This window comes from Scandinavium lactucae, from assembly GCF_033843265.1.
Classification (GTDB): domain Bacteria; phylum Pseudomonadota; class Gammaproteobacteria; order Enterobacterales; family Enterobacteriaceae; genus Scandinavium; species Scandinavium lactucae.
On record NZ_JAWXRD010000040.1, the window covers coordinates 594196 to 621067 of the forward strand.

General features: G+C 54.4%; 37 protein-coding genes, 1 tRNA gene and 2 pseudogenes. 5 read left to right on the forward strand and 35 right to left on the reverse strand.

What is annotated here, in order from left to right; genetic code table 11:
• Position 1: 1 nt before the first annotated feature.
• The 3 genes from SIK69_RS20465 to cspE form a co-directional block, all read right to left on the reverse strand.
• Complete coding sequence (locus SIK69_RS20465) at positions 2–262, reverse strand: DUF2534 family protein (protein WP_319786937.1); 261 nt, start codon at positions 260–262, stop codon at positions 2–4.
• A gap of 318 nt (positions 263–580) precedes the next feature.
• Complete coding sequence (ymcF, locus tag SIK69_RS20470; RefSeq protein WP_319630571.1) at positions 581–769, reverse strand: cold shock small protein YmcF; 189 nt, start codon at positions 767–769, stop codon at positions 581–583.
• A gap of 10 nt (positions 770–779) precedes the next feature.
• Positions 780–992 (reverse strand): transcription antiterminator/RNA stability regulator CspE, encoded by a 213-nt coding sequence (gene cspE, locus SIK69_RS20475; RefSeq protein WP_319630023.1) that lies wholly within the window; start codon positions 990–992, stop codon positions 780–782.
• A 187-nt stretch (positions 993–1179) separates the two neighbouring features.
• On the opposite strand from cspE, the gene SIK69_RS20480 reads away from it, so the two are divergent.
• Positions 1180–1494 (forward strand): YnfU family zinc-binding protein, encoded by a 315-nt coding sequence (locus SIK69_RS20480; RefSeq protein WP_319630022.1) that lies wholly within the window; start codon positions 1180–1182, stop codon positions 1492–1494.
• 102 nt (positions 1495–1596) lie between these two features.
• Here the strand turns inward: SIK69_RS20480 and SIK69_RS20485 are convergent, their stop codons facing one another.
• Positions 1597–2028 carry a glycine zipper 2TM domain-containing protein gene (locus tag SIK69_RS20485; protein ID WP_319630021.1) on the reverse strand — a complete coding sequence of 144 codons (432 nt, stop codon included), beginning with the start codon at positions 2026–2028 and terminating at the stop codon, positions 1597–1599.
• Between the two features lie 198 nt (positions 2029–2226).
• Here SIK69_RS20485 and SIK69_RS20490 point away from each other — a divergent pair, with 198 nt between their 5' ends.
• Positions 2227–2469 (forward strand): DinI family protein, encoded by a 243-nt coding sequence (locus tag SIK69_RS20490; protein WP_319630020.1) that lies wholly within the window; start codon positions 2227–2229, stop codon positions 2467–2469.
• Positions 2470–2479: 10 nt separating this feature from the next.
• Here the strand turns inward: SIK69_RS20490 and SIK69_RS20495 are convergent, their stop codons facing one another.
• The 10 genes from SIK69_RS20495 to SIK69_RS20540 form a co-directional block, all read right to left on the reverse strand.
• Positions 2480–3439 (reverse strand): YbgA family protein, encoded by a 960-nt coding sequence (locus tag SIK69_RS20495; protein WP_319630019.1) that lies wholly within the window; start codon positions 3437–3439, stop codon positions 2480–2482.
• Positions 3440–3454: 15 nt separating this feature from the next.
• Positions 3455–3985, reverse strand: a complete 531-nt coding sequence (locus SIK69_RS20500; RefSeq protein WP_319786939.1) for a DUF3833 domain-containing protein — start codon at positions 3983–3985, stop codon at positions 3455–3457.
• On the reverse strand, positions 3982–4509 hold the full coding sequence (locus tag SIK69_RS20505) for a hypothetical protein (protein WP_319630017.1): 528 nt from the start codon (positions 4507–4509) through the stop codon (positions 3982–3984). Before SIK69_RS20505 ends, SIK69_RS20500 begins: the two co-directional genes overlap by 4 nt.
• Positions 4506–4991 (reverse strand): DUF2878 domain-containing protein, encoded by a 486-nt coding sequence (locus SIK69_RS20510; RefSeq protein ID WP_319786941.1) that lies wholly within the window; start codon positions 4989–4991, stop codon positions 4506–4508. The genes SIK69_RS20505 and SIK69_RS20510 overlap by 4 nt, the downstream gene beginning before the upstream one ends.
• Entirely contained in the window at positions 4988–6208 is a 1221-nt protein-coding gene (locus tag SIK69_RS20515) for a class I SAM-dependent methyltransferase (RefSeq protein ID WP_319786942.1), read from the reverse strand. Before SIK69_RS20515 ends, SIK69_RS20510 begins: the two co-directional genes overlap by 4 nt.
• The gene (locus SIK69_RS20520; protein WP_319786943.1) at positions 6205–6927 is read right to left on the reverse strand and encodes a DUF1365 domain-containing protein; all 723 of its coding nucleotides are present in this window, start codon (positions 6925–6927) and stop codon (positions 6205–6207) included. Before SIK69_RS20520 ends, SIK69_RS20515 begins: the two co-directional genes overlap by 4 nt.
• A 1-nt stretch (position 6928) precedes the next feature.
• The gene (locus tag SIK69_RS20525) at positions 6929–8185 is read right to left on the reverse strand and encodes an NAD(P)/FAD-dependent oxidoreductase (RefSeq protein WP_319786944.1); all 1257 of its coding nucleotides are present in this window, start codon (positions 8183–8185) and stop codon (positions 6929–6931) included.
• Entirely contained in the window at positions 8182–8901 is a 720-nt protein-coding gene (locus SIK69_RS20530; RefSeq protein WP_319630012.1) for an SDR family NAD(P)-dependent oxidoreductase, read from the reverse strand. Before SIK69_RS20530 ends, SIK69_RS20525 begins: the two co-directional genes overlap by 4 nt.
• Complete coding sequence (locus tag SIK69_RS20535; RefSeq protein WP_319630011.1) at positions 8898–9332, reverse strand: nuclear transport factor 2 family protein; 435 nt, start codon at positions 9330–9332, stop codon at positions 8898–8900. The genes SIK69_RS20530 and SIK69_RS20535 overlap by 4 nt, the downstream gene beginning before the upstream one ends.
• Positions 9333–9461: 129 nt before the next feature.
• Positions 9462–10190, reverse strand: coding sequence for a MerR family transcriptional regulator (locus tag SIK69_RS20540; RefSeq protein ID WP_319630010.1), 729 nt, complete (start codon positions 10188–10190; stop codon positions 9462–9464).
• 118 nt (positions 10191–10308) lie between these two features.
• Between SIK69_RS20540 and SIK69_RS20545 the strand changes: the two genes are divergently transcribed.
• Together SIK69_RS20545 and iraP are read left to right on the forward strand one after the other, a co-directional pair.
• Complete coding sequence (locus SIK69_RS20545) at positions 10309–10833, forward strand: lipocalin family protein (protein WP_319786945.1); 525 nt, start codon at positions 10309–10311, stop codon at positions 10831–10833.
• Positions 10834–10929: 96 nt separating this feature from the next.
• Entirely contained in the window at positions 10930–11265 is a 336-nt protein-coding gene (gene iraP / locus SIK69_RS20550; protein ID WP_319630008.1) for an anti-adapter protein IraP, read from the forward strand.
• Between the two features lie 270 nt (positions 11266–11535).
• On the opposite strand, the gene SIK69_RS20555 is transcribed toward iraP, so the two are convergent.
• From SIK69_RS20555 to SIK69_RS22955, 4 genes and pseudogenes are all read right to left on the reverse strand, one after another.
• Positions 11536–11611: transfer RNA gene (locus SIK69_RS20555), tRNA-Thr, on the reverse strand.
• An 877-nt stretch (positions 11612–12488) separates the two neighbouring features.
• Positions 12489–12659 (reverse strand): annotated as a pseudogene (locus SIK69_RS20560) (NADP-dependent isocitrate dehydrogenase); the annotation flags it as partial.
• A 128-nt stretch (positions 12660–12787) separates the two neighbouring features.
• Positions 12788–13108 (reverse strand): hypothetical protein, encoded by a 321-nt coding sequence (locus SIK69_RS20565; protein WP_319786946.1) that lies wholly within the window; start codon positions 13106–13108, stop codon positions 12788–12790.
• Positions 13109–13167: 59 nt separating this feature from the next.
• Positions 13168–13347, reverse strand: a pseudogene (locus SIK69_RS22955) (hypothetical protein).
• Positions 13348–13578: 231 nt separating this feature from the next.
• Here SIK69_RS22955 and SIK69_RS20570 point away from each other — a divergent pair.
• A complete protein-coding gene (locus tag SIK69_RS20570) occupies positions 13579–14028 on the forward strand; it encodes a glycosyltransferase family protein (RefSeq protein WP_319786947.1) in 450 nt (149 codons plus the stop codon).
• A gap of 143 nt (positions 14029–14171) precedes the next feature.
• Here SIK69_RS20570 and SIK69_RS20575 read toward each other — a convergent pair whose 3' ends face one another.
• The 17 genes from SIK69_RS20575 to SIK69_RS20655 all read right to left on the reverse strand — a co-directional run bounded on the left by SIK69_RS20575 (position 14172) and on the right by SIK69_RS20655 (position 26843).
• On the reverse strand, positions 14172–14675 hold the full coding sequence (locus tag SIK69_RS20575; RefSeq protein ID WP_319786949.1) for a tail fiber assembly protein: 504 nt from the start codon (positions 14673–14675) through the stop codon (positions 14172–14174).
• A 2-nt stretch (positions 14676–14677) separates the two neighbouring features.
• Positions 14678–16414 carry a phage tail-collar fiber domain-containing protein gene (locus tag SIK69_RS20580; protein ID WP_319786950.1) on the reverse strand — a complete coding sequence of 579 codons (1737 nt, stop codon included), beginning with the start codon at positions 16412–16414 and terminating at the stop codon, positions 14678–14680.
• 2 nt (positions 16415–16416) lie between these two features.
• Complete coding sequence (locus SIK69_RS20585) at positions 16417–16968, reverse strand: phage tail protein I (RefSeq protein ID WP_319786951.1); 552 nt, start codon at positions 16966–16968, stop codon at positions 16417–16419.
• Positions 16965–17876, reverse strand: a complete 912-nt coding sequence (locus SIK69_RS20590; protein ID WP_319786952.1) for a baseplate assembly protein — start codon at positions 17874–17876, stop codon at positions 16965–16967. Before SIK69_RS20590 ends, SIK69_RS20585 begins: the two co-directional genes overlap by 4 nt.
• Complete coding sequence (locus tag SIK69_RS20595) at positions 17860–18210, reverse strand: GPW/gp25 family protein (protein WP_319786953.1); 351 nt, start codon at positions 18208–18210, stop codon at positions 17860–17862. The genes SIK69_RS20590 and SIK69_RS20595 overlap by 17 nt, the downstream gene beginning before the upstream one ends.
• A gap of 36 nt (positions 18211–18246) precedes the next feature.
• Positions 18247–19365: a contractile injection system protein, VgrG/Pvc8 family gene (locus tag SIK69_RS20600; protein WP_319786954.1), complete on the reverse strand. Its 1119-nt coding sequence runs from the start codon at positions 19363–19365 to the stop codon at positions 18247–18249.
• A gap of 1 nt (position 19366) precedes the next feature.
• The gene (locus SIK69_RS20605; RefSeq protein WP_319786955.1) at positions 19367–19582 is read right to left on the reverse strand and encodes a tail protein X; all 216 of its coding nucleotides are present in this window, start codon (positions 19580–19582) and stop codon (positions 19367–19369) included.
• Positions 19557–20027: a phage tail protein gene (locus SIK69_RS20610; protein WP_374941380.1), complete on the reverse strand. Its 471-nt coding sequence runs from the start codon at positions 20025–20027 to the stop codon at positions 19557–19559. Before SIK69_RS20610 ends, SIK69_RS20605 begins: the two co-directional genes overlap by 26 nt.
• On the reverse strand, positions 20024–21838 hold the full coding sequence (locus tag SIK69_RS20615) for an AAA family ATPase (protein ID WP_319786956.1): 1815 nt from the start codon (positions 21836–21838) through the stop codon (positions 20024–20026). The genes SIK69_RS20610 and SIK69_RS20615 overlap by 4 nt, the downstream gene beginning before the upstream one ends.
• A 114-nt stretch (positions 21839–21952) precedes the next feature.
• On the reverse strand, positions 21953–22240 hold the full coding sequence (locus SIK69_RS20620; RefSeq protein WP_058610431.1) for a phage tail assembly protein: 288 nt from the start codon (positions 22238–22240) through the stop codon (positions 21953–21955).
• Between the two features lie 56 nt (positions 22241–22296).
• On the reverse strand, positions 22297–22803 hold the full coding sequence (locus tag SIK69_RS20625) for a phage major tail tube protein (protein ID WP_319786957.1): 507 nt from the start codon (positions 22801–22803) through the stop codon (positions 22297–22299).
• Entirely contained in the window at positions 22800–24269 is a 1470-nt protein-coding gene (locus tag SIK69_RS20630; protein ID WP_319786958.1) for a phage tail sheath C-terminal domain-containing protein, read from the reverse strand. The genes SIK69_RS20625 and SIK69_RS20630 overlap by 4 nt, the downstream gene beginning before the upstream one ends.
• Before the next feature lie 39 nt (positions 24270–24308).
• Entirely contained in the window at positions 24309–24932 is a 624-nt protein-coding gene (locus SIK69_RS20635; RefSeq protein WP_319786959.1) for a phage baseplate assembly protein V, read from the reverse strand.
• Positions 24925–25479, reverse strand: coding sequence for a hypothetical protein (locus SIK69_RS20640; protein WP_319786960.1), 555 nt, complete (start codon positions 25477–25479; stop codon positions 24925–24927). The genes SIK69_RS20635 and SIK69_RS20640 overlap by 8 nt, the downstream gene beginning before the upstream one ends.
• A gap of 8 nt (positions 25480–25487) precedes the next feature.
• Positions 25488–26150: a hypothetical protein gene (locus tag SIK69_RS20645; protein ID WP_319786961.1), complete on the reverse strand. Its 663-nt coding sequence runs from the start codon at positions 26148–26150 to the stop codon at positions 25488–25490.
• A gap of 1 nt (position 26151) precedes the next feature.
• Complete coding sequence (locus SIK69_RS20650) at positions 26152–26508, reverse strand: head-tail joining protein (RefSeq protein ID WP_319786962.1); 357 nt, start codon at positions 26506–26508, stop codon at positions 26152–26154.
• The gene (locus SIK69_RS20655; protein ID WP_319786963.1) at positions 26508–26843 is read right to left on the reverse strand and encodes a DUF2190 family protein; all 336 of its coding nucleotides are present in this window, start codon (positions 26841–26843) and stop codon (positions 26508–26510) included. Before SIK69_RS20655 ends, SIK69_RS20650 begins: the two co-directional genes overlap by 1 nt.
• Between the last annotated feature and the right edge of the window lie 29 nt (positions 26844–26872).

Here is a 26872-nt window from a genome sequence, read left to right on the forward strand (position 1 = left end):
TTTACTTATCGCGGCCTGGCTCCAGCAAAATAAAACCTAACGGGATTGAGCACAGTAAGGTGAAGACGGTACTGTAAACCACTACCATCGCACCCTGCATGATAAACATTGACGTTGACCATGCGTCGTACGGTAAATCGTATTCCTGCACTACCCCACCAAACGTAGCCTGCCCGACCAGCATCAAGGCAACCGCAAAGATAACTATCACCGCCAGAATAAAGCGTTTACCGTTTTTTGTTTTCAATTGTTCCAGCTGCATTACAGACTTCTCTGATGGGATTTCCGGCGCATTTTTAACATTAAAATAACCTGACGGATATCTGTTTTTACGCCGATTTTGTATCTGTTCTTTTCTTGCACAAAAAATACGCCGGGCTGCCCTTCCGTGGCGCTCTTTGCGTATTTCGCGACGAATTACAGGCATAAAAAAACCGCCCAGAGGGGCGGTTATTTGGAGAAGCAGATTTACAGATACTTTTTCGCTGCTTTGAGAATATCTTCTGCAGCACGTTCTCTGTCTGCGGCAACCTGACGTCGCCTTTCCAAAAATAGATTTTAACTGTTAACGACGGTGCGATTACTTTCTGATTTCAGCAGAAACAGAGGCAGGTCGATGCCAGGTGAATACATTATCGAACGTCGTCATTGCCGATTTACAAAATATGCATTTTGCGCCAAACGGATTTTTCTCAGTCACATCGAACGATGAAGTCCGATATTGTGAACCGTGGCAACATGGGCAACGGAAGTGGATTGAATCAGTAATAATCAAGCCCTCAGCGTGGTACCACGTTGACAGCGGAAGGACCTTTAGGACCTGCTTCAACGGAGAATTCAACTTCTTGATTTTCATACAGAGTACGGAAATCATTGCTCTGGATAGCCGAGAAATGTACGAAGACATCTTTGCTACCGTCTTTAGGGGTGATAAAGCCGAAACCTTTTTCAGCGTTAAACCACTTTACTAAACCAGTCATTTGATTAGACATATCATTTTACCTTTTATTTTTATTTCGCCCGCAGGCCATTTTGGTCTGAATAAACTGTTAATGCTAAGAAACGATGCTGGAAGCTGAGAAAACTGAAGAAGAGACATCAAGGAGAGAAAATGATGAGAACGACTTAAGAGAACTGTTTCAGATAACGTGTATGTTCAAACCGATGAGCCATTAACGCATGATTAACTTTTTAACGCAAGGGGTATCTCAGAAAGATTTGTCAGCGCCCGGAAAAATCCGCAATGTTAAAAATAAAAAAATGAATGAGGGCTTTTCCGGGGCTATTGAGGTATTGTTTTGCGCCAACATAAAAGGAATACACATGGCTGAACGTAAAAATCGTCAACTTCGCCCTTCCCAACCCGCAGAGTGTTCTTGCCCGAAATGTGCAAAACAATCCATGCACAGTCCATCCAGAATCAAAAAAAATAGCCCTTTGCTTTGCCCCTATTGCGGGACGCTCTTTTCCGCATCGCAGCTTTCTGCCAGGTAATATCAACGCCAGCGGCCAGAACCTCGAGTTCAATGAAGTCGCGAGCGAAAAAAAACGGGAACCCTTACGGTTCCCGTTTTTGTTGTGTCCTGCCCGCTATCATTACAGCGATTTATCGACGGTGGTGTCCGAGCCCCTGGTCAGGATCCGCACCTTATCGCCTGGGTTAAAGACGAGGCTACCGTCGTAATTTTGCACCACATCGATGGTCGCGCCGGAATTGGTTTTGATCAGTAAATCGACTTTATGCGGTGCCTGCTGAGTGCTCTGATGATAGCGAGAAGCACCCGCCCCGGCGGCAGCTCCCGCAACGGTCATCGCCGTTTTGCCTTTCCCGTTACCAAACTGGTGGCCAATTACGCCGCCTAACGCCCCTGCCGCCACGGTGCGCAGAGGATGATATTGCCCATTGGTCTCGGCCATTACCTGGCTCCGCTGAACCACGCCATACTCCACTAAGGTCTTGGTGCCTGCAAAACTGGACTGACTGGCAAGAAACAGAAAACTGATTGCGATGAATGCATTTTTTTTCATGTGGTTAACTTATTGTCGTTACGAAAGTACTCAAGATTCTGCCATCCCCGGTTTATTTCCTCTAAGACATTAATGCTACCGGACGCCCGCAGACTCGTTATCAGAACATACCCGTGCTCATCCTCTGCAGGCCCCGCTTGACACTGAGTATTCATACAGTATAAAACTGCACGCCTAATCCGTACAAAGGAAGCAGTCATGTTCGTCGAACTCATCTATGACAAACGCAATGTGGAAGGTTTACCCGCAGCAAGAGAGAAAATCCTCAATGAACTCACCCGCCGCGTTCATCACATTTTCCCGGAAGCCGAGGTGCGAGTGAAGCCGATGATGACCCTGCCCGCGATCAACACCGATGCCACTAAACACGAAAAAGAACAGATCAGTCGTGCTGTGCAGGAAATGTTCGAGGAAGCCGACATGTGGATGGTCGATGAATAACCTCGATTACTCAGTTCACCATTAACCTCAGACCTAAGTTTTCCGGATACGGGGCAAAGTAATTTTGCGTTTGCAGATAACGGTCCGGGTATTCAGCCAGATAATGTTTTAGCAAGGTCAGCGGAGCCAGGATCGGCAATTGTCCTTCACGGTAGCCGAGGATCACCTCGCGCAGTTCGCCGCGCTGACGCGTATTCAGCTGTTCGCGGAAATAGCCCTGAATGTGCATCAGCACGTTGGTGTGATTTTTGCGCGAGGCCGGTTTTTTCAGGATCGTCATCAGTTTTTCACGGTACACCACGAAGAATGCGTCCAGGTCTTGCCACTCGTGCAGCGAGGCGACGAAGGGGCCAATCTCACGGTAGCCCGGCTGATGATGCGCCAGTAGTTGAAGTTTATAGCGGCTATGGAAATCCAGCAGCGCATGGCGGCTAAGACCGTTGGCGCGCAGGGTATTGAGTTCATGAAGGGCAAACACCCGCTCGACAAAGTTTTCCCGCAGCACCGGATCGTGCAAGCGACCATCTTCTTCCACCGGGAGCCACGGATATTTCTCCAGTAGCGCCCGGGTAAAGACCCCCACGCCTTCTTTGCGGCCACGATTGCCTTTTTCATCGTACAACCGCACGCGCTCCATCCCGCAGCTCGGGGATTTGGCGCAGACGATAAAGCCCGCCAGTTCACCCAGGCGTGGCAGATAATCGTCAGTGAATTTCGTCATTTTCTCCGTCACGTCGTCGTGTGGGGCATGGCTAAAGCGCATACGGATATCCCCGGCTGTAGTTTGTACCAGTCGCAGAGCCGGACGAGGAACAGGCAGGCCCATCGCCATCTCCGGACAGATGGGCTTAAAGGTGACCCATTGCGCCAGGCCATCCATCACAAAGCCCATTCGTTTATGGCCGCCGTCAAATCGTACCGCCGAACCGGTTAAACATCCGCTAATTCCAATCACGGGTTGAGTGTTCATGGCGTTATCCTCTCTCTACTGCGCTTTGCGGGTGAAGAACAGCGTGACGGTTGCAACGGTCACGCCGAATTTCTTCATCTCGGTTTTATTAAAAAGATGGGTGCCGTCTTGCAGATACATCCAGTCATCGAAGTGCAGCAGCCAGGTGCTGCCTTTTGCGGTCACATTCATGCTGTATCGCCAGTTAAAGGCGTTACCCGCCGCCTGCCCGGTGGCAACACCGTCGATATCGCCTGCGGTGCCTTCGTAGCTGTCGGCCCCAATGCGGCGGATGTGCCACACCCGTTGCTGCTTCTCGCCATCGTCATAGACAAAGTGTTCATTGAGCGTCAGGGTGTCGCCTTTAACATCACCGGTAATCTCGACATGGAAACGACGCAGCTGTTTGCCGCTGCGGTCCTGCACCATGCCCCACGCTTCGGTGTTGCCCTGGAAATAACGGAAGATATCCAGCGGCGGCTGTTGAGGGCGGTATTCGCTGACGTCAGTGCTACAGCCTGCCAGCATCATTATCAGCGCCAGACCCAGTGTCAGGATGCGTATCATTTGTCACCTCCGATCAACTGCTGACGCAGTTCAGGATATTGGGTGCGGGGATCGAGCCAAATCGCCAGGAAGCGTTGGCTGAAGCCTGCTGACTGGCGCGCCCCCAAAGGAGTAAAGGTTTTTTGCGCCGCCGATGCGCGATACCAGAACTGGCCTTGTTGACCGGTAAGGACAAAGGCCAGCTGCGCCCCCGGTGTCACGTCGGGCCAGAGGGATTGCAGCATGTTCAGCCAGGCGTCACTCTGCGGTTCCTGTTTAAGAATGCCCAGCGCCTGCCACTGCTCGCGGGTGGCATCGACCAGTTCCTCCCGGTCGATATCACGCTGGTAAGTAATGATCAGCGCCTGATCCTGCGTAGGGCCGTCATAGTGCCCAGCGGGCGTTCGCAGCTGAGACGTGTAGACGGTAAACGGCCCCCACGTCAGCGTCGCATCGCCCACTTTGCGCCAGCGTAACCAGTCGGCGGCATGGCTGTTCTGAGGGATAACCACCAGCCACAGCAGCATCAGTAGCGCGATTCTCATTGTCGTTTCCCCATCAAAATATGGAAAAATAGCATCAGTACCAGCCAGCCCGGCACCATCCAACTGACGACAATAAAGGTCGGTTGCAAAAAAACGATTGCCCCCAGACGTTCACCCAACACATACGCCACCGGGCCACCGCAGGTTGCCAGCAGCGCGAGGATCCACCCCGGCAGCGTGGAGGTGCGGCTGAGCGCGGTCCAGACGGTGGCAAACATTAGCCACAGCGCCACCATCCACAGCGGTAACAAGGAGCCGCCGGTAAAATCGATAAGCTTTGTCTGCGCCCAGAAGGCATCCAGCGCACAGCCTGCGACTGCCAACAGCAGGGCATAAACTCGGTGTGCAGGCGACAGCATGAGGTACGCCAGGATCGCAACACCGAGCCACAGAAACAGGCCACGCTCACGAAACAGCACCACCAGCGCCCAATAAAAATCGAACGCCACCGCCAGCAAAAAAACCTGCACATAGTGTTTCATACCCGCTCCGCCGTAAGCTGCACCACGCTTATGGTCCGGGCATTGAACCCAGCTTCACAATAGCCAAAGTAGTACAGCCACATGCGACGGAAGCGGTCATCAAAGCCCAGTTGTTCAATCTCCTGCCAGGCCTGAACAAAACGTTGCCGCCAGTGTGCCAGGGTGCGGGCATAATCGGGCCCCATATCGAACAGATTACGTACCACAAAGTCGGTATGGCGGGTCATCAGCTCGCTCATCGCGGTGATGCTCGGTAAAAAGCCACCGGGAAAGATATAACGCTGGATAAAATCGACGCTTTTGCTGTAGTCCCGGTAGCGTTGATCCTGAATGGTAATCGCCTGAATCGCCATCCTGCCTCCGGGACGCAGCCGGGCCTGGCAGGTGCGGAAGAACCTCGGCAGGTAGCGTTGCCCCACCGCTTCAATCATCTCGACCGACACCAGCTTGTCGAAGACGCCAGTCAGATCGCGGTAGTCGCACAGCAGCACCTGCACCTTATCCTGTAACCCTGCGCGGGCAATCCGCGCTGTGGCCCAGGTGTACTGCTCCTGCGACAGCGTGGTGGTGGTGACACGACAGCCGTAGTGGCGGGCGGCATATTCCGCCATCGCACCCCATCCGGTGCCGATTTCCAGCAGATGATCGTCCGCCGTCAGTGCCAATTGCTCACACAGACGCGCCATCTTTGCCTGCTGAGCCTGGTTTAGCGCCTGCTCGTCGGCGGTAAACAACGCACTGGAGTACAGCAGGTCTTCATCAAGGAAGTGCGAGTAAAACGCGTTCCCGAGGTCATAATGCGCAGCGATATTTTCCCGCGCCTGGTCACGAGAGTTACGCCGGGTCCAGTGCCGGAGTCGCTCGACGGGTTTGCCCAGCAGGCGGAAGCCGCTTTCCAGCCGCCCCAGCACCCGGCCATTCAACGCCAGGATCTGCAACAGCGCAGTGAGTTGATGAGTTTCCCACTGGCCGTCTACCCAGGCGTCTGCCGCAGCAAGACTCCCGCCGGTCAGCACTCGCCAGTAAACACCCGGCGTCAGGATCTGCACGTCGGCACGCAGGCTTGCGGACGCATCGCCAAAATGCGTTGCCTGCGTTCCTTCATAAACGGTGAGCGAGCCGTGCCGGATCCCGCGCAGCAGGCGGAACAACAACCAGCGTGCGACACGGACGTTGCGCGGGATATCGCGCTCAAGCGCAAAGACGGGATCGGTCATGAGCGGTCACTCCTGCTAACGGGGTGGTTATGGATCGGCACGCGTTTGAGCCACAGCCGTAGCGCCTGCCAGTAGATAGCAAACAGGGTTTTCAACGTCATCAGCGGCAGACAACGCAACAGCGATGACAGATTCTTGCGCGTCAGGGGCTCGCGGTGCAGCAACAGCGTGGCATCAAACACTTTCGCCGCCTGATGGTTTTCGATATGCATATGCAGCGTTTTGCCGGGCGGGTTGAATCGCCAGTGATACACCATGTCCATTGGGTTAAAAGGCGAAACGTGAAACGCTTTTTCCATCGGCCCTGGGGTCTGGCCATCGATGGCATAGTAATGGCGTTCGTTCCATGGAGTGTTGCGTACCTCGGCCAGCACCCAGCGCAGGGTGTTGGCCTGGTCATAACAGTAATAAAAGTTGACCGGATTGAAGTGGAAGCCGAAATACCGCAGCTGGGTCAGGAGCATCACCTGCCCCACCGGACGCTCGCCGGTCAGCGAGTGCAGCCGGTCGAGGACGTTCGCTTTCAGCGGCGTGCCCAGCGGATAATCCGCATCGTGGAAGGCGGCAGCGGCAAAGCGGTTGCGGCGGATGCCCACGGACGGCAGCATATCCAGCTCATCCAGGTCGAGCCCGGCCATAAACAGGCTGTAGCGAAACTGATGGGGTGTCGGCTGGAGGCGACGATGGCGTAGCACGCCCTGATACAGGCAGCTGTTCATCTTATTTGCCCTCTCCGGCGGCAATCCCATGCACCAAATCCAGTGCGCTGCGCACCCCATCCTCATGAAAACCGTTGTACCAGTAGGCACCGCAAAACCAGCTCCGCTGATGGCCGTTTATTTCTTGCCGACGGGCCTGCGCGCGCCAGCTTTTGGGGTTAAAGAGCGGATGTTGATACACGAAGCGCTTCCAGACGTAGCGCGCGTCGACCGGGGTATCCGGGTTCAACGTGACGCAGAACAACGGGCTCCCCTCGGGTAACCCTTGCAAAATATTCATGTTGTAGGTGACGCAGGCGCTGGCCTGATCCTGGTCGCTCAGACGATAGTTCCAGCTCGCCCAGGCGCGCTGGCGCACCGGCAGCCAGCGCGGGTCGCTGTGTAACACCACTTCGTTGCGCTGCCAGCCAATGTCCCCGAGCACTTCCGTTTCGGCTTGCGTGGGGTCGGCCAGCATGGCTAATGCCTGCGCGGAGTGGCAGGCAAAAATAACCTGGTCGAAGGTATGGCTTGCGTTTTCAAGCTCGATTTTCACCCCACCGTCGAAGCGAATCACCTGCTGCACCGGGGCGTTGAGATGCAGGCTGAGACGATCGCCCAGCTTCGCCAGCATCGCGCGGATATATTCCCGCGAACCACCGGGCACAACGTACCACTGCGGGCGATGAGTGATATCCAACAGACCGTGATGCTCAAAGAAGCGCAAAAACAGCGGCAGCGGAAAACGGCGCATCTCCTGGAGCGACGATGACCAGATAGCGGCCCCCATCGGCAGAATATAATGACGTGCGAAAAAGGGGCTAAAGCGGTGCTGCTCGAGGAAGGTTTGCAGCGTGTCGTTAGCATCGGCGTCGTTCAGGGCCTGTTTTGCCAGGCGGTTGAAGCGCCCGACCTCTTTCAGTAGCCCCCAGAATGACGGATTCACCAGATTGCGACGCTGCGCGAACAGCGAGGTCAGGGTATGACCGTTATACTCCAGGCCACTTTGCGGATTATGCACCGAGAAACTCATCTGCGTTTTTTGCCCGCTAATGCCCAGCTCGCTCAGCAGCCCCATGAAACGCGGATAGGTGCGGTCGTTGTAAACGATAAACCCGGTATCAATGGCATAAGTGCCCTGAGGGGTTATGACATCCACCGTGGCGGTATGTCCGCCTGCGGTAGATTCGGCTTCGAATAAGGTGACCTGATGATGCCCTGCCAGCCGCCAGGCGCAGGTCAGCCCGGCGATGCCGCTGCCGATAATGGCGATTTTCATGAGCGCACCATCCGGCGCAGTAATGCACGCTGTATAAATGCCGGAAGCCCGGCCAGCAGGCGCAGGATAAGACTGAACCCTGTCGGAAAGGCGATATGGTTTTTCCCTTTCGCCAGCCCGCGTCGGATAGCGGCCACAGCCTGTTCAACGCCCACCTGACCCGGCATCGCAAAATCATTTTTACGGGTCAGCGGGGTATCGACAAAGCCCGGCGACACCACCGTGACGGCAATCCCTTTCGCTTCCCAGTCCAGACGCAGACTTTCGGCAAACCAGGTCAATGCGGCTTTCGATGCGCCATACGCTTCCGCCCGCGGAAAGTGCAGCCAGTGCGCCATCGAACTGACCAGCACTACGCGGTTGCCCGATACCAGCTGCGGCCCAAGCACCGCCAGGCAGTTCACCGGCCCGAGGAAATTTGTGGTCATCACCCGCTCCACCAGCGCGGCGTCGACCACGCCATTCTCAAGATATTCGCAGGTGCCGGCACAGAGGATGACCAGGCTGGGGGAACAGTCTGCCAGCGCCTGGCGACAGGCTTCCCTGTCTGTCATATCGAACAGGCGAATCGAGATATTGGGGCTGTATTGATGCAGGGCTTCAAGCCGGGCCGGGTCTCGCCCACAGGCAATGACGTGGTAGCCGTCATTAGCCCAGGATTTGGCGAGCCCGGCTCCAATGCCAGAGCTTGCGCCGGTGATGAGGACAGTCATCATGAGCGCACTCTCCTTTTGACACTGCGAACCGCCCACCCCAACAGCGGCAGATGTTCGTAAATCATCTCGCCCGCATCGTAGTAATCGCGCTGGAGGACGACCCGGTCGTTAGCGACATCCACTATTGAGCATCCTGGCAGGGCCAGCGTTTCACCGCCGGCAATCCGTGGATGCGACCAGTTCATCGTCCAGGTCAGGGCAAAACGATGTCCGTCGCAAACCGGGGCATCAATCACAAAGCGGCAGTGCTCGACGTTGGTCAACAGATGGGTGAAGTAACGTTGAATGGCAAACAATCCGCGATGCTCACCAAAGGGATCGATAAGCGCGGCCTGAGCGTCGTAAAGCCCCGCCAGCGCCGAGGGCGGTTGGTTATCCAGCTCGGCGTAGTAATCAATAAATCGATTGATAACGGATGGCATTGCACTCATGACTCTCACCCTAAACCTGAACAACGTGAAGTTATCGTATAATTAAACTTATACAATAATGATATTTTGTCCAAGTTTTGGCTGTGCTATTTTTATTAGCGCAATACTTTCAGTGAGATGGCAATGACTCTAGAGGGAGATAATCTCGAGGGAAGTGACCTGCTGCTGCCAAAGGTCAACCTGCCTTTGACGCGCAGCAGTCGGTTTGCCGGTACTGACCAGCAGCCATTTGCGTTGCGGGAAGATCTCCGGCGCAAGGGTAGCGGGCGGGATCGGCAGCACATCGATGCGATGCCCCTGACCGGTGCGTTTGAGCGCTTCGAGCCAGATCTCGCAAGGGTCAGTCAGGTGCCAGCCGGTAATCAGGTAATTATCGCCAGGCGCTTTTTTGTCACCTTCGAGGCAAAACGAGGTGTAGGAGATGATGATCCCGTCGAGGATTTCGCGCAGGGTCATCATCGCCGGAATGGTGGCTGAAACCTGGCTGCGCAGCGGACGTAACACTTCGGTGACCAGTTCCGGGCGCGGATATTCGCGGCCTGAGTCGTAAATCAGTTGGCGCAGGGATTCAATTTTTCCCTCTTTCAGCCGTTGCAGCATGCTCTCCTGCAAGGTGAGCCAGTTATTGGTTCGACCCGCCCCTGGACGTGCCAGCAGCGGTTTCACCTGGCTGACGGGAACCCCTTTCCTCACCCAGTCGAGGATTTTGAGCGCCTGTTGAACGTCGTCGTCGCTGTACAGGCGATGACCGCCATCGGTACGCAGCGGTTTCAGCAGACCGTAACGTCGCTGCCAGGCACGGAGCGTGGTCGCGTTAATCCCGCAAAGCCGGGCAAATTCACCGATGGAGTAAGACATGTCAGGCACCTGATAACAAAGAATACTCTCAATATACTACGAATAATGGCGGCTTGAATGAAGAGTGGAATGTTTGCACTACACTTTACTTCCAACTGCCCTGATGAAAGGAGTTCTCATGAAGCTATGGCCTGTTGTGACCGGGGTCGCTATTGCGCTGACCCTGGTTGCCTGTAAATCCCCTACCCCTCCTAAAGGCGTTCAGCCAATAACCGACTTTGATGCGAGCCGCTATCTTGGCAAATGGTACGAAGTTGCGCGCCTGGAAAACCGCTTCGAGCGCGGGCTGGAACAGGTGACCGCCACCTACGGCAAGCGCAGTGATGGCAGCATCAGCGTGCTCAATCGCGGTTACGACCCGGAGAAAAAAGCGTGGAAGGAGAGCGAAGGGAAAGCATTGTTTACCGGCGCACCAAGCACCGCCGCGCTGAAGGTCTCGTTCTTTGGCCCCTTCTACGGTGGCTATAACGTGATCAAGCTCGACGATAATTATCAGTACGCGCTGGTGAGTGGCCCTAATCGCGACTATCTGTGGCTCCTGTCCCGGACACCGACCCTGCCGGATGCAGTAAAACAGGATTATCTGGACACCGCGCGCCGCCTGGGCTTCCAGGTTGATAAGCTCGTGTGGGTGAAGCAATAATCTGACGGTCAGGTTAGGCGATTTTTGTGTTCATAAAATAAACCTCGCCCTTAATTTATTAAGGGGGTAATCTCGCAAAAAAAACAGGGGGCCATTATGAAAAACTTGATACTCGGCGTGATTGCCAAAATTTCCAAAATGGATGCTGAAGCCAAGCAGCTGGCGGCTAAAGTAGAGGCACAGTCTCTTCTGATAGGCGCATTATTACTGACCGTGGGTAAAAATGGCGGTATGAACGAAATGCTGGAAAACGTGAGGAAAGCAATCAACGCGGCTTTAGATGCAGCAGATACACCTTTGAAGAGTGATGCGGAATTATTATTGAATGAATTCAATGAGCTGCTAATGTTAACTCAGTTACTTGAAACATCTGATTCAGAAATTGATCTTGAGGCATTGAAATCAATGCCTGGAGAAACGACTACAGACTGATCCCATCCTGCATGGCTGGGGTTCATACCCCAGCTTTTCTGTTCCACACCAGGTCGTGATCGATTTTAAATTATACAGTTGGCGGGATTTTGTAAACAGGCATTATATTATGACCGCTAAGGGGATATTTTTTCTGATTCCTAAGGGACAACCAACCAAGCAATAAGCAGGTTCCACCTGTGAATAATAGAAATATTGCAAGCCCAACAGCATACATTACCTGCAATAAAATGCTCTCGTTACCTGGCATACTACGCGAACCTTTCGTAATGGTGCCGACTACCGGAATCGAACTGGTGACCTACTGATTACAAGTCAGTTGCTCTACCTACTGAGCTAAGTCGGCATTATTATCAATCCATAAAACAGTAAAAAAATCCCGGACAGGCCCGGGAAAAGCAACGATAAAGAAACTTTTAATAAGCATCATCCTTTTGCTTGAAGAGAAGAATAATCGAATGACGTCAATTTGACAATGCAGTTTTGCTGTCCACTAAAAGACCGAACTCAGACACCCTAATTTAAAATTGAGTTATACACTTCACTGAGTAAATTTATTTTTGTACAAACTGGCCACCACCGAATATATGAGAAAGGTTGCTCTCAATATTATTTTTCTATCCCGTTAAAGCTATTGCGTCATGTTGTAATATTGCAGTTGATGTGCTTGCGATGTGAGCTAAATAAAAAGGGTGGTATGAATGAAATGCCTGGATAAACGGCAACAGACTGAACCCCATTCCATATAGCGGGGATTGATGCTCCAGCTAACCACGCTTTGCAATTCACAGCAGATAAAAAGCTCTGTAATGGATAAAGCATAACGTAATTCAACGCTTCACGTTAGATGAACCTGGGTCTAAAACCCCAATAAGACTTCAACATATTGCGTAGATGCTCGCCTGAAACCGTCAATGTGGACCGACCGATATGCGATAAGAGGATAAATGCATTCTCCGCTTCTGACTTCACCACCCGCCACCAGTTACCCAAGTAAAAAAAACAACTCATAAAACTCGCCTGCGATCTAAATAACGCTCATCCATAATTTATTTTTGGATTTTTATATGTTGCTGTCTACAAGTATCCTCTCAAAAAGGAGGGGTTTTCACTCAGACCGCATTTCACCATTACCCGCCCTTAACGACGGAGAGGTTTGCGCATTGCTGAAAAAAAAACGGGAACCATCAGGCTCCCGTTTTTGTGTAACCGCTAAAAGCGAATTACATATTTGCGATGATCGCGTCACCAAACTCTGAACATTTCAGCAGCTTAGCGCCTTCCATCAGACGTTCGAAGTCATAGGTCACGGTCTTGGCAGCGATTGCGCCTTCCATGCCTTTAACAATCAGGTCTGCGGCTTCGAACCATTCCATGTGACGGAGCAGTATTTTTCAAGATGTCTATTAACCTAATGAATTTGTTATGTAAAACTGTAATATCACACCAGATAGGCCATTTTTTGCTTACGCCGTAACTGTCTGATTTTGCATTATCATTTTTGAGTTTTGATAACCCTTTTTCAATAAGGACAAGCCTCTTCTGTTGTGGCACGGTTGATGAAGAACGTCACTCGTCCAAGCACTTCTACCTCTTCCTGAGCAGTTCCCTCTATTGCCTCGCCATTATCCGTAATGAGTGCCTTCCTCATTAGTGTTGCAAACTGCGTGTGTCCATCGCACAGAATCAACAACACATCCCCTGCCGTCTTTTTCGTGACAGGTTCAATGACGGCGAACCCAACATCAGTTTCAAGCACCCTGCTCTCCTGCCCTATGTTGCAGAGAACGACTGGAGAGAGCTGGCGCTCAATATCATCGATCGCTGGTGAAGGAAAGCCCATTAGTGAACCCTCCCCATATTGCGCAAGATCGAGTAACGGTTCTCGCTACCATCGGTAGTTTAATCCGCGAAATCGGGCTGGTACCGCTCAATCCAGGCATTTGCATCTGCCTGACTAAAGTGTCAGTTGATTTCACGCAATTTCGCGATGAATAAATTTGTATGTAGAAATCGGTATCCTTTCGGATTTAGTTGTATTACCGCTACAAAAGCGGCATGGATGTCTGCTGTGCGTCGCATAATTCCCCCTTAAAAATAACTGTATGCATAAACAGCAATCGAGACGTGAGAATATTTCACGGGCACATTAGGAAACTTTTAGAAAGCCAATGATAGTTAAGGTGCTTTGAGTCTCCGTCATATTGATCGCTTTCAGCGATCGATAGGCCGCAATTGATCTACAAAACCAATTTGAGTTAAGCCAATTACCCATGCTCTTATTGCGTCAATTTTTAAGAGAATGAAATCAACATGAAAAACAAGAAAGTCAGTCTTGTGGCCACGTACAGCGCCGCCAACAGGGATGCCGCAAAGTCATTAATGTCCAACCCTGCTGCAATGGGGCTTTATGAGGTCATTCTCGTTAACGAGGGCAACACAGAAGACATCACTGACCCTGCCGCAACATCCATCCGCGTTACCAACTTCAAACACCATTCAGAGCCTTTTGTCATGGCCATTGGGGCGCACCATGCCACAGGTGATGTTGTTGTCTTGTGTCGCAAGCCTGAAAGCATCACAGCCGGTTTGTGCAAGCAATTACACAAAGCCCGAAAGCGTTACAGCCCCGGTGAAGGACTTCACGTTTTTATGCGTACAGATTTCCCCTGGCCTTATGACATCGACACCGGGTTTGAAAAAGGACAGGCAGGGCGCTTTTTAAATCTGTCATGGGAAGTCATAAGCCATGTGGAAGGGTAACCCGCACGCTGAATTTATCTTTGCCATCATCATTGTTGTTTGCACGTTCGGCGCGTTGTTGCTGTTGGCATTGGATAGCTGGCGCGTGTTGCGCCGCTATATGAAGAGCAGAAAAAATAAGGGGCAATGATGCCCCTTTTACTTTATGCGGGCAATGCTGGCCATTCAGGCGCATCAACGCCAACATCAACCCTGTTAAGCGCCACGCGGTATGTTTTCCACGCCTTCAGTAAGGCGATCTCTTCTTTGGTGGCAATCCCTAATTCAACCGCATCAGCAAGGGGCGCGACAGATTGCGCGGCCAGTTGTAACAGTCCCAGCTTTCTGGCTTCGGCTAGCGCCACGTGATCAACTGGCGCAGGGACGATTTTCTCCCCGTCATACATCCATTCGCCGTCAATGTTGAAACCTTTCGGTACGGATTTTTTAGCTACTTCAGCCACGGTCATATTCACAGGCCACAACGCAGAAACGTCATAATCTGCCGTTCTGATAATGCCATCAGCGGTAAACGCAATTTTGAGTTTCACCGCCGAGAATTTTTCCTGGCTTGCATACCAGTCATTACCATCTTCATCTTTCAGATAAAGGATATTTTCAGCCTCTTTTACTTCAGGCTCGTAAAATGAAAGTTGTTTTAATTGCATAATTACCCCGAAATCGTTCGCCAGGCGCCGTTAATATTAATCTGGACAGGCTTGTACTGAATTGTGTCATCAAGTGGTGCATCACCCTCAACGTACCAGCCCGTAAATGCACATCCCCCCGGTACGTAATTCCAGCCATTACGTTTCAGGACGATCGTTCCCGGACTCCCCTGACGAACGTCAATCACTGTTGAGGTTTTTAGCGGATAGCGCCCGTCGCTTTCACCTTTTGTATAGGCTCCCGTTTTCGCCATATACCCAGCATCCGACTGCGCTTTGGTGTAAGAGTCCCCCGCTTTAGCCAGCACGACAACTGCATCGCTGGCCGTGTGGCGCAGGTAAGGCCGTGCAGCGTCACCCGAAACAAACCCGCCAATATGAGAGCCGTCGCGCGCTATGCAATTGACAATATCCGGGGTTGGCCTGTTGTTCGATCCGTACATCTCAACCCATGGAGACCACGGACCTGAGCCAGTCCATGCCCCCTGTACCGCCCTGAGAAATAAACGCCCAGTGTAGGTGATATACATTTGCTGGCAGCCATAGGCTGATTGTGTCACAAACAGCGTGCCTGCAATCGTTACAGGATAGTGATAAGCAGCCGTTGCGCCTGCATTGGATGGTTGATAGTAAACACCATGGTTAACCCTGTCGCCCAAGGTGTTTAAGTCTACCGCAAGGGCATTTCGGGATGCCGGTAGCGCCCCTATATCATCCGGGGTGGGTTTATTAAATGGTCCCCAAATTTTCTGTTTTTTCTTTGCAACTACCGAACCATCAGATTTTTTAATTGCGAGCCATTCAACAGATAAATTACCGGAAGAGTCGATAAACAAATTGGCACTCAGAGCCTGAGAGCCATCACCGCTGTCGCCATAGAGAAGATGAACACCACACCCATAGCTGCCAAAATTTATGCTTTTTGACCCGCCGCCCTGCTTGAACATCATTGATACCAGACCGTTCTTATCAGCAAGATTGGCATCTGTAACTGGAAGCGCCGTGCCCAAAAGTCCGCCGTCACCAACTTTGGTGATTCTTCCGGGGGTTGGATCGCTTGTTGAAGTGGTGACATCCTGAATTGCCGCCGTTCCCAGACTCTTTTTAACGCCGGTCAGGTCATCATTAACGGTTTTCACCGCTTTCGGCGTCGCAGCGAGCCCCTCAGACGTGCTGTCGGTCGCACTACTGAGCTGAACAAGACCTTTACGCACGGTCGTGGCATCCAGAACTCCAATGGCTTCACGCGAGCTTTTTTGGGCTGCCTCGCCTTTTGCCGCTATCTCAGAAAGATTTTTATCGATCCGCAGGAACAGGCCATCGCCGGTCGCAACTTTTAATTCAACATTTGCCGTCTCCGATACCGCAAGGCGGTATTGCAGGCTCACACTAACCCCGTTTTCCGGCTTCTCTATGGCGGCACAGTTCGCAACGGAATACAGCTCCCCCGCATCGGTCAGCAGGCCGACCTCCCTGACAACGAACCCGCCAACATCGACCGGCAAGACCAGTTGCGCGATAAACTGGTTCTCCTGGTCTGGCGAAACCTGCAGTGCAGAAATGGCGTTGCGATACACTTCACATACCAGTTTCGTTTGTGCCGGATCCGGCCTGACGGCCTGCCCGTTCCCGTCACCCACCACAAAATCTTTAATAATGACGGGCTTCCCGGTCGCAGAGGACTGCGCCTCCAGCTCTTTGCCCTTGTTGGTCAGAATGCTGTAATACTTCTCAGCCATGGCTAAACTCCTGCCTCAATAACAACGTCAATCCAGGCGGTAACAGCGCCGCCGGTATAATAGGTTCCCTTCGCGCCTAGATCGGCGATCACGTCGATGGTGGTCAGCAGACTGCGAAGGTTTTTGGCTTTATCCACCTGACGGCGTATGCGCTGGTACAGCGCCTCATCAACGGCCTGCACGCTGTAGACCTCCACGCGGAAGGTATAGGGGTCTTTGCGCGGCTCATCTTCCCACCACTCCACGACGGTGGTTGGCAGACTGACCGCGCTCAGCGACCGGCGAACTGCACCGGCCGTACCGCGATGCTGATGCACGTAAGCTGCATCCTTAATCACCTGCCGTTTTTCTTCCTCCGTCCAAGCGTCATCCCACGAGTCCACCGCAAATTCCCAGGCCAGCCAGGGCAGAAGATGAGCCGGACAGGTATCAGGATTTTTCGCCTTACGCACCATGTCAGTATCCAGCGCAACAATCTGCTCCGTGCTGGCCTTCTCCTGCGCACGTTCCGGATGAAGGGCTGAGGGAGGCAGAAGGGAGCGAAATTTATTCACCGGAGCCCCCCTTTACGTGTAACTTTTAACGCGCTGCACCAGGGTGCCTGGCCCGCCACGGCTTCCAGATCTACCGTCGGACTGATCAACCGGACCCGGGATACGCCCGGCTGCTGAAGTGCAGAGTAAATCGCGGAGAGTGGTACGATAGCGTTAATGCGATGGGAAAGCCGGGTGTAACTCGTCAGTGTGCTGATCGCGTTTTCCAGAACAGTCTGTGCATCCGGCCCGTCAGATATTTCAAGCTCTGCCGTGACGGTATAACTGGCGATACTGGCACTTTTCACGCTGACAAAATCGGTGAGCGGCCTGACTTCATCCGCGCTAAGTGTTTTTATTACAGCTTCGATCAAGTTAACGTCTGCCTCGCCGTTATCTTTGCGCGAGAGCACGTACACATCCACCTCGCCAGGGCGGTTATGGGTTTCTGGCCCGTAAGCATCCGCGTCCAGCACATCATTATCTGCGGATTTTGCATGGAAACGGTACGCATTGCGGGCACCAGCCGTATTCAGCTGCGCCCATGAAAGCTGTATACGTTCACGAAAAGCGTCATCGTCTTCATAGACAGAATCGACAGGGGGAACCGCATCCGGAGCGCCGGGTTTAATCACCAGGCGGGAAACATTAAAACCCGCACCTAACTGATCGAGATCGGGGCCTCTGGCACTGGCGAGGAAAACTGCGCGTACCGCGTCATTAACCCGCTGAAACGCCAGGGTGAGCTGGTAGGCGTTGATTTCGCCTTGTTTATACGCCGGGTCAGATTCTACCAGCGCATCAAATTCCGAATCGAGTTCGCGTAGCCGCCCCAGCCAGCGGGTAAAAATGTCAGCGGTATCGGGTACCACCAGGGCATCTGGTACCGCAAGGTTGGACAGGTTAATTACGTCATAGCTGTTTGCCATAAATCGGTATACCTCCGGTGCTGACAGGAAGATTGTTCTCTTTGTTAATCCCTTCGATATCCACCACACACCCCGTTTCTGCAGGGAAGGAAACGACCACGCGTGTGACCTTCAGCCGGGGTTCCCAGCGCGCCAGCGCTGAAGCTGTCGCTGCGATAATGCGCAGCCTCGTCAGGTCGTCACGGGGGTTGTCCACCAGCGAAAACAGATCGCTGCCATAATCACGGACCAGCACACGGCTGCCGACGGGTGTGGAGAGAATATCGCTGACGGACTGGCGCAAATGGTCGCTACCGGACAGGCGTTTCCCGGTCCGGCTGTTTACACCGTTCATAGTATTTTCCGTATCTGTTTGCCGGATGGCGGAGGGTTAGCCGAAGTAATCCGGGCCGGTTTTATCCTTGCTGCCAGATTGTTTTGAAGATTTCGCTGGCTTACGAATATCAACCACCAGGTTGTACGTGTAGCTGAATCCGGCTGGAGTCAAGGAAAACACCAGTGACTCAACCACCCAAGCACGGTCTTCCCGCTCGCCAAAACCGGACGTGGAAACGCCGGATTCTGCCGTAAGGGGAACATGTTTCGGTCGGCAGGGTCCGGTTACCGTCATTTTCTGTTCATTACGGCGGGCCTGCGTTTTTTTCGCTTTGGCCTGCTGGTCGGCGGTGGCCTTTACTGGCTGGGTGTACGGATTAGCCATCGAGGGGCCGTCATGATCAACCGTGGTGGTTTTGGTCTTGCCGTCAGCCTCATCGTAATAACGCACCCCGATTTTGCCCGATGACTTACCGCTGCTGGCGGTGGCCTTACCCGTCGAACTCCCCCGCTCGCCTTCGTTGTATGACCAGCTGGAGACCTCTTCAGGAGTGATGACCACTGTTCCTGTCTGCTCACCGGAAGCATTCGCCGTCGCACCCTGACGCAGAAATAGCCAGTAACCGCCCGACGGTTTGCTGACCGCGTTCCACGTTCGGGCAAGGCGGGTCAGCAAATTGGCGTCCGATTCTGCCACCTGATCAACGTGATCGATATGGATGTCGGCGAGCTCTCCGGCCACTTTCGGCACCAGACCGTTTTCAGTGGCCACGGTTTTGACCAGATCCGCCAGTCGCAGATTATCCCAGCTACGGGTTTTCTGACTGAGCACATCACCGGGCTGTTTTTGCGCGTTCATGGGCGCTGCAGTGGCATAAATCTCGATACGACGTGGCGGGCCGCCGCTGCCCACGCCGGACACCACGAACCAGCCCTTATCCACCAGCTGGTCGTTAAAGCCCAGCGCCACGCGTAGCCGTGCCCCTTTTGTCGGTAAAGGGAGCGTTTCCGACAATAGCGTGATTTTCAGCTCATCCGCTTTTGCCGTGGCACCTCCGTAATCAGTCAGCGTCAGCTCGGCCAGGCTTTGCTGCAGCGCGCGGGTAATATCTTTTCCCTCCGCGCTGACGCTGAAAGCGGGAGCATATTCGGGTTTAACACTCTGTTCGGTCATTTTAATCCCACAGACTGAACGCAGAATCCTGAACCGGCGGAGCCAGATCCGGCAGGGTGATAAACAGTCCTGACGGATAAACAGCACCGACATCGGCCAGCCCCGGATTCGCTTCGAGAACCTGCGTCACAATATAAGAAAGGTTTTCAATGCCGTAATGCGCCGCGCAGACAGCATCCAGCACGTCACCGTCACGGGTTTGATATATCGTCTGCATAATGTTTCAGCGTCATCGTCCAGTTTTTATTACGGTGGCCGCCACCAGGCAGGAATCGACTGGTCGTGTCGGAGAAGTCGATCACCACCCACCAGCCCAGCACATCCCCTTCACCGCTGACCAGTTGCTGTGGCTTGTTCTGGTCTGCGAGATCATAGAGATCGTTAACGGCATTCACCCCCTTACGGAAGAAGGCGTGCGACTCCCCTTCAAGCCGGACGGTTCGCCCGGGCTTGCCGGTATACTGCAATAAATCTTGCTTCCCGATCCGCTCCTGCTCGCTCCATCGCCAGCTGGCCTCGCGGGTCAGCTGGTTATACGCCGTGGTGTCGATGGAAAAGGCAAAGTCGCCCAGCATCATCATCACCCGGGCAGCCTGTACGCCACGAACCGAGCTAGCCCCTGTCTGCCCAAAGTCTTCAAAGACAGGAATGATTTCACTCACCAGATTTGCCCTCCGTCCAGCATGCTGCTGTCACCCGTAAAAGCCGGGCTGCTTTTCGTCACTGCCTCAACTTCATCAGCAATCCCCCGCTCGTCCTGCCCCGGTGCACCGTGAATTTCAAACCGGTATTCATACTTACGGTTATCTGTCAGTTGTCGGGGAGGCGGCGCTTTGTCCGCGGAATCCAGCTTTTGAAGCAACATCACCCAGTCACTTCCACCCTCTTCTACTGACTGGCCTGCCGGCGGTGTCGGTATCTCCGCTGTGAGCCAGCTGTGGTTTTTTTCAAACGCAGGAGAGGAAGGAAGCCTGTAATTTCTCCAGGCGCAGGCATAATCGTCGGATGTCTCACGCCCGGGTTGAGCAGACTCTCTCTGGTTGTTGTTGAGAACTGAGCCCCAGCTGAACAGCGCGTCGCTGCTTTCCGGCGTCACATATTTATCGAGAGTATTGTTGAATGACTCCTCGTCGTCGCGGAAAAATCCGCGGCTGTCCCGGTACGATTTTTTCACGTCATCCACCAGCGCCGGTTTCTCAGTGAGCTGCTGCTCAAACCATTCGCCCTGCCCGTTTTTCTGGGCCGTCATACGGGCGATATCAACCGAACCGGTCATCGCCAGCGATTTAAGGACATCACGCTGATCGCTTCGCTCATCCGGCAGCAGCCAGGACAGTTTTTTCGCCAGTGCGAACGCCACCTTTCCGACGAAAACGATCCCCTGCCCGAACGTCAGCACACCGGGGTAGAGGTCATTACGCAGAAAACTGACGATGTGCCTGATCCCCCCGCCTTTAAACCACTCCGCCATATCGTCAGTCAGACGGCGGATATCCGGCGCCAGTTCGTTACCGAGCTGACCGGAGATTTCCGCCACCGCAGAAGAAAAGACAGTCTGAAGGTTGGTAATGGCGCGGTTGCCCTCCATCGCGCCTTCAGCACCCTCTTTCGTGACCAAGTTATACCGGCGCTGCTCGTCCATCAGATCGCGGTAACTCTTCCCGGACTGCTTCAGCAGCATCAGCAGCTTGCTGGCCTCGCCGCCAAACAGCGAATCCAGCGCAAAGGAGGCTTTCGATTCATCCTGCAGGCTGAGCGCGCGCTCGACGATTTTCTCAAACTGCGCCATATCGCTGACGCCGGCTAAATCTCCCGCCTTAAACCCCAGCGTTTCAAACGCGTCCTGCAGCGATCCCTGCTTGCCGTTCTGCTTGTACTCCCCCGCCTTGTGCAGATACTCCTCGAACAGATCGCCGATGTTCTCCCCGTTCATGTCGTACTGTTTTGCGAGCGTGTCCCAGGCATCAAACGTCGGGATTTCCACGCCATAGCTTTTCGCCACGCCGGCACGCCGGGCCGTCTCCGCGTTGGTGGCCGCCGGGGCAATCAGGGTGCCCAGGGCGGAAGCCACCACCCCGCCGCCGCCGATCGCCAACCCCGGCGCCACCATAGAGCCCAGCTGACCGGCGATACCCAGACCGCGGCGAAACAGACCTTTACCTGCCCCCTTGAATGCCGACAGCCGCTGTGCCTTCTGCATCTGCTGGTTCAGCTTCTGCTGCTCGGCTTCGGTTTTGCGAATTTCACGGGACACGTCACTGTACCGCCGCTTAAGGTCGCCCAGGCTTTGCCCGGCAAGCTTTGCCCGCTTGATTTCCGCCGCCAGCTTAGTCTGATCTTTCGTCAGTTTTTCTGACTGCTTCCCGACGTCCTTCAGGCTCTTTTGCAGGCCGTTTGCTGAACGGCTCCATGAACTGTCGATATTGCCACCAAAGGTAATGACGGCCTTAAGGTTCTGGCTTAATCCGGCCACGATTTACCGCCTCCACTTCGTCGGTGAGAAAATCAGAAAACACGCTGAACGGCATATCCAGGTATTCCGTCATGGGAAAATGCAGGCGCCGCCCGAGAAAGCGTATCGCCCGGATCAGGCCTCTTTCGGTCGCTCCGCGGGCGGGAGCATAAAAACATTAAACGCGTCCAGCAGCTGCGCATAATCCGCCGCCGTCAGCTGCCAGATATCCTGCTCGCTGAGGTTGCACAGAAGCGCAATCATGCGCGCTTCTTTCTCTTCTTCACTGCCGCGGTCTTTGGAAAAGGCGATGCGGTCACGCACAAGCGGCTCGCGCAGCGTCACCTGTTCGAGGAGACCGCCGTTCTCAACGGAAACAGGGGAATACAGTTTGATAACGCGGGTTTCACCGGGAAAATTCATAACACTCTCCGTAAAGTAAAAACGGCCCGCAGGCCGTTATAGAAAGGAAGTTAGTCTCAGAGGCGAACTTTAGCCGCCAAGCCGGATAACACATCCACACCATTCACCCGGCGCGAGAAGCGTTCAGTATCAATTTCAAAAAGCTCGCGGCCGTCTTTGGTCTGACGGTAATAGCTCACGGCGATGTCCACCGTGATAGCGTTTTCCGAGAGGCTGTCCTTGCCGCGCGCATCGGGCGTGACGGTCTGTACAAAGCCCTCGATCTCCTCGATGGTGCCCAACGCGGTACCGTTAGCCAGATACCCCTGATAGGCCGTAAAGCGCGGACGGCTGCCGCTGACAAAACCGAAGGCGGTCAGCATGTCCACGTCCACACCGTAAAACTTCAGCTGGCAGGTGAGAGCCTCCATGCCGTCATCGACGGGGGATGGCGCGTCCTGTGCGCCGGTGCGCAGATCGGTTTTGACAATGGACAGTGCCGGCGGCGTGAATTCATGCGCCCCCTGTATGCGGATCCCCTGCCGGAAGAAGGTCCAGACACGTAATGTGTTTTTTTCGCTCATGCTGCCAGCATCTCCTCAAGCGCATAGTTGTTATTCACCCGGACGCGCAGGCTGATAAGCTCAGTCGGCGATTTCGGACCAAAGTCATAGTTGATGTACAGCACGCCCGCCGCCATGCTCTCAGCGGTGTTAAGCTCCTCATCCAGCCAGGCACGACCGCCGAAGATGGCACCGAGCCCGACCAGCTGGCGCATGTAGGCATTGATGGTGCCGATAATGTCGTCGGCGTTTTCCCGGTCCAGCGGACGGTCAACGTACTCCAACATCGTTTCCTGAATGCTGTCCTCAATGACGTCGGCGGTACGGCGAACCGATTCGAAGCGCCACTGTGGGTTGGTACCACAGAGACGGTTGCCCCAGTGCTTAAACCCGGCCCGGCGGATGATGGTGGAGACGTTCTGCATGTTGAGCAGGTTCGCATCGCAGTTTTCATCTCCGAGAATGAACTCGTCGATCTGCTCCACGCCGAGGATGTTGTTAATGTCCTGGTTGGACTTACTCCACCACCAGCCCTTCTCAAAGTCGATACGGGCGCGCAGCCCCGCCGCAAACGCAGAATAAGGGCGATAGACCAGCTGACCGTCGGCATTGCTGACCTGAACGCGCGGGCGCAGCAGCTCGGTGCGGGTGCCATAAGACCGGCGACGCTGCACCACCTCCTGCAGCGTGGCACCGGACTCGCAGTCAACATACGCCACCGCCCGCAGTTTGCCCGCAACGGTTTCCAGCGCCTTGCCCACGGCATCATCCTCACTGAACCCCGGTGCAATGACGATTCGGGGCTGGTATGTCGTCACGGAGCGTGCAGATGACAATGCACCGATCCCGGTCAGCACCGCCGCACGCTGTTTCGCTTCGTCGCTTTCTTCTGCCACACGAACTACCACCGTCAGTGCATTTCGCTGGTCGTTAATTTCGGTGAGCGCCTGTTTCAGCGTACCTTTTTCACCGAGCCGGGAAAGCATTGAGGTACCAACAATCGCCACCGGCGTATTCAGCGGGAACGGCTCATCCTCTCCACCGGACAGCTGCAACCGGAACGGTGTGACCACGCCGCTGCCGCTTCCCGCTGCGGTCACCTTCGCATCTGCCACCGCGCCCACGGCAGTGGACACTGCTGAGGGCGTTGCCGTCAGCTTGCCTGTTTCATCACAGCCAAGCGTGATAGTCAGCGTTAATGCTTCTGCCTCCCAGACGGCAGAAGTTTCAATCGCAGCGGGATTTTCTTCATCTGGGACGCCGGCTACAGCCTCAACCACCACCACGTTTCCTGCCCTGCCAGCAATAGTCGCGGAAAAATCCACAACGTTATCCAGAATAGGGGTTCCTGTGCTGGCACCGGCCGGCGTTCCGGCAGAGGCATCAGGCGCAGTACCCACCAGGCCGATAATAGCCGTCTGGATCGTCGTGACCGCGACCGTACCGGATGTCAGCTCGATCGTTTCCACACCATGTAAATTCGCCATTCATTTTCTCCAGGCATAAAAAAAACCTGCCGCGGCAGGTCACATTTTTTGATTGGGGGGATTCGTGGTACCACCGCCGTCACCATTTTCTTTATGGTTATGGCTGTTGTAGGTTTCGCGGATCCCGCTCATTTTCCCGGTACCGTCCGAAATTTCCTGGGTTGCTCCGATATTTCCGGCCACGTTCGTGTCGGCGTTTATCTGCGTTTTCCCCTGTACGGTCAGGGTATCGGTAATTTCCACCGGACCGTCCAGCGTACCTTTCCCGATGATTTTGTAGGTCCCGCCCTCCGCCAGGGTGATGGTCAGGGCATGCGCGGCGCGGTCATAGCGGATCTCGGTACCGTCGCCGTAGCGGGTGATATGCTCGCTGTCGCTGCCCTCCGGCACCGGCAGACCGCCGGTATTCCAGCCGGGAAACACCCGGCCATTATTCAGCTCGCCCGCCTCCGACAGTACCGTGACCGCATCCCCGACCGCATACGGATTGAAGTCAGCCCGGTTAGTACCCGAAAAGCCCTGGCAGAGCGGCAGCCATGTGGTGGTGATGTCGCCCAGATCCACGCGGCATTTCGGTATACCGTCATGCTTAACGGAATGAATAACTCCGCGCCGGACGATATTCGCCAGGCGGCGCTGTAAATCGCCCTCAATATCACTCATCGGGTTTCGCCTCGTAAATCAGCTGATAATCGTCGACATGCGCCCGGCCAATATCCGGTGCCTTACCGAGCCAGACGGCATTCAGCGGGGGATTAGTCTGAGCAAACGGATCCGAACCAAAAGCCGCGGACTGTGTGAAGGAAATACGCCAGACCAGGTAATCATCCATGCGCGGATCAAACTCATCGCGTGACGCATCGATAAACACGGCAGGCTCCAGACTGCTCAGGCCGAACAGCTGACCATCAATCCACTGGGTGATATCTGCGGCCGCCGTGCGCAGGAAAATTTCGGGCCGGCTGACGCCCGCGCCGGCCGCATCCACCACCACGAACAAATCGCAGGACAGGGTGACATTGAGCTGCCCCTCGTTGCCTCCGCCCTGCTCCCAGCCGTTAATGGATAAATACACCGCCGGCGTTGTCAGCCCGGTAAAGCGCGGCACATTTTTTTCCGGATAGGTATCGGCGTCGCGCACCCAGTCAATTTTTTTCAGTGCGCCGGTGACAGCATCGTGATACTGCCCCAGCAGCAATGGCTCGGCCATGGTTAACCTCAGACAGAAATACGGGCTTTCACGCGCCCGCGCAGATCTGTTTCAAAGTGATGCATGAAAATCTCCATCGCCTCGGCAAAGGCGTTATCCTCGATGTAGTTCAGCATCGGCTCATAAATATCGACTTCCGCTTCGCGGGTCCGCCGGGTATCCGGATCGCGAATAACCACCGTCCGCCGGTTTTCACGGCGGGAGCGCGCCACTTCCCCGTTTTCAAACGTGCGCGGGGAAAGCAGGCTGCCCTTTGGGGTGAATCCGGCGTTTTCTGCCTGGCGCCGCGCCTTTATAAACCGTCCGGTGGATTTATCCCGCCGGGTATGGTGAGGCCTCAACCTCCCGCTAATCCGGCCTTTCAGGTCTTTTACCTTGATGGCGTTCAGGCCGAACCAGAGCCGAAAGTTATCCAGCTGAGACTGAGAACTACGATCGAGGCGAAAGGAAAGCAAGCGCCGGCGCACCATATCCAGACTGCGCGGCGCCAGACCATCCTTCATGTCAGCAACCGCTTTCTTACGCAGCGTGGCGGCGGTGCGTTTCAGCGCGCGGGAATACGCCGCCCGAAACTGCTTATGGCTGGCTCCGATGTGCTCCGCAATCCGCCAGATGGCCTCCACATCGATATCGACGGGTAAATCCCGTCGCAGTCTAGATTCACGCGCCATATCAGCTCCACTTGTTGATTTCCGGCTGCGGTTTGCCCGGCTTACCATAAGCCAGGGTGACGCGGGTCCGCCCTTCTTCATCGGCACCAACGTGCGTTACGCGGTAAGCGGTACCGTTAATTTCCACCTCGTGGTGCTTCTCAAGCCCCGCGATATCGGCGGTCATCGCGCTGAAGGCCGGGGCCCGATCCTGAATCTGCCCCCCGCCCTGCACATCAACCGGCGCATCCGGCGTTTCAAAAATCACGGTGACAGAACGCAGTTCACTGTCGATGGACAGGATTGCAGGCACTTCTTCGGCAAATGCCCGGGAGATCCGGGCATCCGCGTTTAACAGGCGTTGACGAAAGCGGTTCATCAGTAGCCAAGCCGGACCGGAACAGTTCCGACATCAGCCGCCGCGTCTGCCCAGGCCGTTCCGGCCAGAGGATTCGGTGTGGCCGCTTCTCCCGCCTCAATAGTCAGTTTACCGTCGGCCAGATACAGCTTCTGGCCGACAGTGACCGCTTCCGCCGCCTTTGGCAGAACGAAAACGCCCGTGGTATGCAGCACGCCCCACTGCCCTGCCGGGATGTCATCGTGAGCGACGCCAACCAGCGCCCCTGAAAGCACGGCGTCACCGGAGTGAATACCGGTCGCACCGTTATTCTGAAAATCAAGGGTGTTGCCGTCCTGCTGATAATTTTTCGCCATTTTTCTCTCCAGACAAAAAAGGAGCAGCA